This window comes from Asaia astilbis JCM 15831, from assembly GCF_000613845.1.
GTDB lineage: Bacteria > Pseudomonadota > Alphaproteobacteria > Acetobacterales > Acetobacteraceae > Asaia > Asaia astilbis.
Genome location: NZ_BAJT01000010.1, coordinates 137,160 through 143,178 on the forward strand (window position 1 = coordinate 137,160; position 6,019 = coordinate 143,178).

Here is a 6,019-nt window from a genome sequence, read left to right on the forward strand (position 1 = left end):
GACCGGATGGCCGCCCTCTCCTGAAACGGCAGGTCAGTCAGCGTCGCGCTGCCTGGTGGGGCGGCCCGGCTTCTCGCCAACGCTCTCCGTGATATCGGCGCCCGTCTGCTGATCGACAACGCGCATCGACAGCTTCACCTTGCCACGGTCATCGAAGCCAACGACCTTGACCTTCACGGCATCGCCCTGCTTGACGACGTCGGTGGTCTTGGCAACACGGCCATCGCTCAGTTCAGAGATATGAACCAGACCGTCGCGCGGGCCGAGGAAGTTTACGAACGCACCGAAATCGGCAGTCTTCACGACCTTGCGTCGTAGATACGGCCGATTTCCGGCTCGGCCACGATGCCTTCGATGCGCGAGATTGCCTTCTGGGCCTGCTCGTCATTCGAGGCCGCGATCGTGATCACGCCTTCATCATTGATGTCAACCTTGGCACCCGAGAACTCGACGATCTCGCGGATGACCTTGCCGCCGGAACCGATCACGTCACGGATCTTTTCCTTGGCGATGTTCATCGTCGTGATCTTCGGCGCATTGCGGGACACGCCCTCACGCCCTTCATCGATGGCCTTGGCCATCTCACCAAGGATGTGCAGACGACCATCACGAGCCTGCTCGAGAGCAACCTTCATGATTTCCGGCGTGATGGACGTGATCTTGATATCCATCTGGAGCGCGGTGATGCCGTCTTCCGTTCCGGCTACCTTGAAGTCCATGTCGCCAAGGTGATCTTCATCACCGAGGATATCGGAAAGAACGGCATAACCGCGATCTTCCTTGATCAGACCCATGGCGATACCGGCGACCGGGCGCGGGAGTGGAACGCCGGCATCCATCAGGGCGAGAGACGACCCGCAGACGGTTGCCATCGACGACGAGCCATTGCTCTCGGTGATTTCCGACACGATACGCACGGTGTACGGGAAGCGATCCTTACCCGGCAGGAGCGGATGAAGCGCACGCCAGGCAAGCTTGCCGTGGCCGATTTCGCGACGGCCCGGGCTACCCATACGGCCGCACTCACCAACCGAATAGGGCGGGAAGTTGTAATGCAGCATGAAGTTGGAGCGGTACTCGCCTTCGAGCGCATCGATGATCTGCTCATCCTGCGTCGTGCCGAGCGTCGCAACGACCAGAGCCTGCGTCTCACCACGGGTGAAGAGCGCCGAGCCATGAGCGCGCGGAAGAATACCGACTTCCGACACGATCGGGCGAACCGTCTTCGTGTCGCGTCCATCGATACGCGTCCCCGTCTTCAGGATCGCTCCGCGAACAACCTGCGCCTCGAGCTCCTTGAGCATCGGCTTGGCCAGATCGACATCCAGACCTTCTTCCTGAAGACCCTCGATGATACGGCCCTTAGCGATTGCAATCTTCTCGTAGCGAGCCTGCTTCGCCTTTTCCTTGTACGCATCGGCCATCAGCTTGGTGCCAAGCTTCTCGACGCGCTTGCGAAGAGCGATCTGCTCCTTGGTCGGACCTTCGAGGTCCCAGGGTTGCTTAGCTGCATGCTCGGCGAGATCGATAATCGCATCGATGACAGGCTGGAACGCAGCATGACCGGCCGTAACGGCTTCGAGCATGACCTTTTCCGAAAGCTCGGAAGCTTCGGATTCAACCATCAATACGCCTTCGGTCGTTCCGGCGACAACCAGATCGAGCGCGCTTGCCTTCATTTCGGCAACCGTCGGATTGATGACCATCTGGTCGTCAATCAGGGCAACGCGCGCGACGCCAACCGGACCGTAGAACGGAATGCCAGACAGCGTGAGGGCTGCCGAGCACCCGATAAGCGCGACCAGACCCGGATCGTTTTCCATGTCGTGGCTGAGCACGGTGGCCGTGATCTGCACTTCATTACGGAAATTGTCCGGGAAGAGCGGACGGATCGGACGATCGATCAGACGCGAGATAAGGGTCTCGCTCTCGGAGGGACGCCCTTCACGCTTGAAGAAGCCGCCCGGGATACGACCCGCAGCGTAGGCTTTCTCCTGGTAGTTGACCGTTAGCGGGAAGAAATCCTGACCCGGCTTAACGGTTTTGGCGCCAACGGCCGTGCAAAGCACTACCGTGTCACCATAGGTGACGACGACAGCGCCGTCTGCCTGGCGGGCAATCTTGCCGGTCTCGAGGACGAGCGGGCGGCCTGCCCAGTCGATTTCCTTACGGAAGTAATTGAACATCATTCTGTCCTGAAATTAGGCTTAGACACTAAAGAGGGAGAACTGGAGGGAACGGGCCCTGACTGGCTGGCAGCGTTTCGGACGGCATGGCAAGAACGGCCGGGATCGGACCGGCATGTCACCATGTGGCCTGAAACGCCGAAGGCCGGTTCTGTCTCCAGCTTCAACGTTCAGTGACGCAGCCTGTTGGCCCGTCGCCGGAAAGGCGACGGGCAATGGCGGAAATAAAACTCCCCGCCCGAGCAAATCAGCGGCGCAGGCCGAGACGCTCGATAAGGGTCTGGTAACGGCCCTGATTCTTGCGCTTGAGGTAGTCAAGCAGGCTACGACGCTGACCGACGAGCATCAGAAGGCCACGACGTGAGTGGAAGTCCTTCTTGTGCGTCTGCAGATGACCCGTCAGGTTCACGATACGCTCGCTGAGCAGCGCAACCTGAACTTCCGGCGATCCGGTGTCGGTCGGGGTGGTCTTGTATTCTTCGATAAGCGCCGCGCGGCGTTCAACTGTAATCGACATCTCTGTCTCCATATTTAAACGACTCGAATATTCGTATCGGCTTGAGACGCCCCTCCTGGAGGCGGCATAAACCGACAAGACACTTCCCGTCCTGGGCCTGCAGGACGTCACCGTCCTGCATCGTCAGCATCAGATCGAGACGCTCGTCCAGAGCGAGGCTCTGACCAAAGCGTAGGGCCTGTGCTTCTGCGGCAGTCACGGCCAGAGCCGGGATGTCGGCCAGCGCGGTCGAGACCGGACGCAGAAACGCTGAAAGTGCAACGGCCTTGTCGTCATTTTGGACCAGCTTGTCCAGTGTTATCGCATGCTTCTCCTCAAAGGGACCGCATTTGGTGCGACGTAGAACAGCGATATGTCCAACAGTATCACACGCCAGGGCAATATCGCGGGCAAGGCTACGCATATAGACGCCCTTGCCTGACTGAACCTCGAAGATGGCATGATCCCGATCAGGACGGTCAACCATTATGATGGAATCGACACGAGCCGGGCGCGGAGGCAGCTCCGGCGGCTTGCCTGCGCGGGCCAGATCATAAGATCGGGCACCATCGACCTTGAGAGCGGAATACACAGGGGGAACCTGCATGATATCACCCGTCAACGCGGGAAGCGCTGCACGCAAGGCTTCGTCGGACGGGCGATGTTCACTGGTCGCAACAACCTCGCCCTCACGGTCATCCGTCGTGCGGGACTCTCCGAGGTAGAGCGTAAATCGATACCGCTTGGTGGCATCCATAATATAGGGAATTGTCTTGGTCGCCTGACCGAACGCGACGGGCAAAATCCCAGTCGCAAGCGGATCCAGCGTACCGCCATGCCCCGCCTTTTTCGCGTCGAAGAGCCAGCGTGTTTTATTGACGACGTCGGTAGAGCGTGTGCAGGTCCTTATCGACGACCAGCCAGCCGTCGATATCCTGCCCTTTTTTGCGTCCCATGATGGGTCGCTCCGCTCAGTCTTCTGAATCGAGGTCGCGCTTGACCTCGGGAGTACGCATGAGCGCGTCCATGTCCATCGCATGTTCCAGCGCCGTATCGGGCTGGAAATGGATCTCGGGAACCATGCGGGAACGCAATGTCTTTGAGAGCCCGGTGCGCAGAAACGGCGCGATACGCTTGAGCGCCGGAAGGATTTCGTCAACATCGCTCCGTCCGAGACGGCAAACGAAGGCCGTGGCATGACGGAAATCAGGCGAGATACGAACCTCGGTGACCGTCACACGCACGTCGACAAGCTCCGGATCACGGAATTCAGTGCGGGCAAAGATCTCCGAGAGGACACGACGGACCTCTTCGGACATCCTCAGCTGGCGCTGCGACGGGCCACCGGCGGCGTCGCCGGGGCCCGAAAACCCCGGAACCTTGGAACGCGATCCCCTCATGCAGGGATCACTTCCATTTCGAAGCACTCAACCATATCGCCTTCGCGGAGGTCGTTATAGCCAGCGAAGGAAAGACCGCACTCGTAGTTGCGAGCGACTTCCTTGACGTCGTCCTTGAAGCGCTTGAGCTGGCTCAGATCGCCTTCATGGATCACCACGTTTTCACGCAGCAGACGCACGCCACAGCCACGCTTGACCACGCCCTCGGTGACATAGCAACCGGCGACCTTGCCGACCTTGGTGATGTTGAAGACCTGACGGATCTCCGCATAACCGAGGAACTTCTCGCGGTGCTTAGGCGCGACCTTGCCCTTGACCAGCTGCTCCACATCGTCGGTCACCTGATAGATGATCGAGTAGTAACGGATGTCGACATCTTCGCGCTGGGCCATTTCACGAGCCTGCGAGGTCGCACGAACATTGAAGGCCACGATGATGGCGTTCGAGGCCTTCGCGAGCTGGATGTCGCTCTCCGTAATCTGACCAACCGAGGCGTTCAGCACGCGGATGCGGACTTCCTCATGCTCGAGCTTGAGCACCGAGGCTTCGATCGCTTCGGCAGAGCCCTGCACGTCGGCCTTGATGAGCAGAGCCACTTCCTTCTGCTCACCTGCCTGAATGCGGGCAAGCATCTGGTCGAGCGTACCACGAGCAGCAGCACGACCGGCTGCCATCTTGTCACGCTGGCGACGCTGACGGAACTCGCAGATCTCACGAGCGCGGTTTTCGTTCTCGACAACGACGAACGGTTCACCCGCACCCGGGACGCCCGTGATACCGAGCAGCTCGACCGGCATGGACGGACCGGCATCCTTGAGCTGACGTCCCTTGTCGTCGAGCATGGCACGCACGCGGCCCCACTCGGCGCCAGCCACCACGATGTCGGAGCGGTTGAGCGTCCCCTTTTGAACCAGAACGGTAGCCACCGGACCACGACCACGGTCGAGACGGCTTTCGATGACCGAGCCTTCGGCGACACGGTTCGGATTCGCCTTCAGGTCGAGCACTTCTGCCTGAAGCAGGATGGCTTCTTCCAGTTTGTCCAGACCCGTACGCTTGAGCGCCGAAACCTCGACATCCTGCACATCACCGCCGAGAGCCTCAACAACGATCTCGTGGCTGAGGAGCGACTGACGCACGCGGTCAGGATTCGCACCCGGCTTGTCGATTTTGTTGATGGCCACAATGATCGGAGCATCAGCTGCCTTGGCGTGCTTGATGGCTTCAATCGTCTGCGGCATCACACCGTCATCGGCTGCAACGACCAGAATGACGACGTCTGTCACGGAAGCACCGCGAGCACGCATCGACGTAAAGGCTTCGTGACCCGGCGTATCGACGAAGGTGATCTTCGCGCCGCTGGGGACCGTTACCTGATAGGCACCGATATGCTGCGTGATGCCACCGGCTTCGCCTGCTGCCACATCCGTGGTGCGAAGCGCGTCGAGCAGCGAGGTCTTGCCGTGATCGACGTGACCCATAACGGTCACAACCGGAGCGCGGGCAACCAGCTCGTCTTCACGATCTTCAACGCCCTCGATGCCGAGTTCCACGTCGCTTTCCGCAACACGACGAACGCGATGTCCGAATTCGCTGATGACCAGCTCAGCCGTATCCGCATCGATAAGCTGGGTCGGTGTCGCCATCACACCCATCTTCATGAGCGCCTTGACGACCTCAGCCTGACGGAGAGCCATACGGTTGGCGAGTTCGGCAACGCTGATCGACTCCGGCAGAATCACGTCACGGACGACGCGAACCTGATCGGCACGCAAACGCTCGAGTTCAGCCTGACGACGCTCACGATCGCGCTGACGACGGACAGAAGCGAGTGAACGCGTCTTGTCGTCATCACCTTCGATTGCGGCACGCACATCGATGCGGCCCGAACGACGGGAATCACCGGTCTTCTTGGGGGCGGCAGGCGCACCACGACG

General features: G+C 60.0%; 3 protein-coding genes and 2 pseudogenes. All 5 read right to left on the reverse strand.

Annotated elements, in window-relative coordinates:
• Positions 1 to 33: 33 nt before the first annotated feature.
• A pseudogene (gene pnp, locus JCM15831_RS17915) lies at positions 34 to 2,186 on the reverse strand (polyribonucleotide nucleotidyltransferase).
• A gap of 247 nt (positions 2,187 to 2,433) precedes the next feature.
• On the reverse strand, positions 2,434 to 2,703 hold the full coding sequence (gene rpsO / locus JCM15831_RS09130; protein ID WP_025824039.1) for a 30S ribosomal protein S15: 270 nt from the start codon (positions 2,701 to 2,703) through the stop codon (positions 2,434 to 2,436).
• A pseudogene (gene truB, locus JCM15831_RS17920) lies at positions 2,687 to 3,638 on the reverse strand (tRNA pseudouridine(55) synthase TruB). The gene rpsO and the pseudogene truB overlap by 17 nt, the downstream one beginning before the upstream one ends.
• 15 nt (positions 3,639 to 3,653) lie before the next feature.
• Entirely contained in the window at positions 3,654 to 4,082 is a 429-nt protein-coding gene (gene rbfA / locus JCM15831_RS09140) for a 30S ribosome-binding factor RbfA (RefSeq protein WP_025824040.1), read from the reverse strand.
• Positions 4,079 to 6,019 (reverse strand): translation initiation factor IF-2 (gene infB, locus JCM15831_RS09145; protein ID WP_025824041.1); only part of this gene is annotated, 1,941 nt, incomplete at its 5' end. The genes rbfA and infB, both read right to left, overlap by 4 nt.